The following is a 569-nucleotide window of genomic DNA, read 5'->3' as shown; positions in this document are numbered from 1 at the left end:
TGATTGGCTTTCTTTTGTTGAAGGTTGAGCGTCGAGCCACGTTCGAACTGTTGCATCAAACCGACGGAGATATTGGTCATCGGATCTTCGTCAAATTTGAAGTTATCGACAGGCAAACCACCAAAACCGACTTTCAGTTTCGGGTCCATCAAGGTTGCGCTGGCTACGCCTGTTTCACGCATCGCTTCCGATTGAGCATAGAACTGCTTGCGGTTGCCATCGTTGCTCAATGCAACGCTAATGAGGTTTGCTAGCTCATTGGTTGATTGGGCTTGGATTGATTGAGCTTGCGCTTCTTGTTGTGCTTTCGTATTGGCTGGCGATTGCGCCACCACATTGAAAGCAGGTAGGGCAACCAGAGCCAGTGAGCATACTGGTGCCACTAAGCGATTTGGGTTGAATTCCATAATTTACATCCAAATTGATACCAAGCTCTTTTGCGTTTCGGGAACGATTGAACCGAGCGGGAGAGCGTTGGTATTTGCCAAACGGATGACGCACTTTTTTATCGCTAAATAGCAGGTAACAAATGAAGTTACGAGCGAATAGCTGAGGTGAGCACGCTATCA

Annotated in this window: 1 pseudogene; it reads right to left on the bottom strand. The window is 47.5% G+C overall.

The window, feature by feature from the left end:
* Window positions 1-407: pseudogene (locus R7Z49_RS26690) on the bottom strand (copper transporter); the annotation flags it as partial.
* Between the last annotated feature and the right edge of the window lie 162 nt (window positions 408-569).

The organism is Vibrio sp. 1562, from assembly GCF_033340155.1.
Classification (GTDB): Bacteria; Pseudomonadota; Gammaproteobacteria; order Enterobacterales; family Vibrionaceae; genus Vibrio; species Vibrio alginolyticus.
The sequence above is the reverse complement of the archived record's forward strand: the minus strand, read 5'-3'. Positions and strand labels throughout refer to the sequence as shown.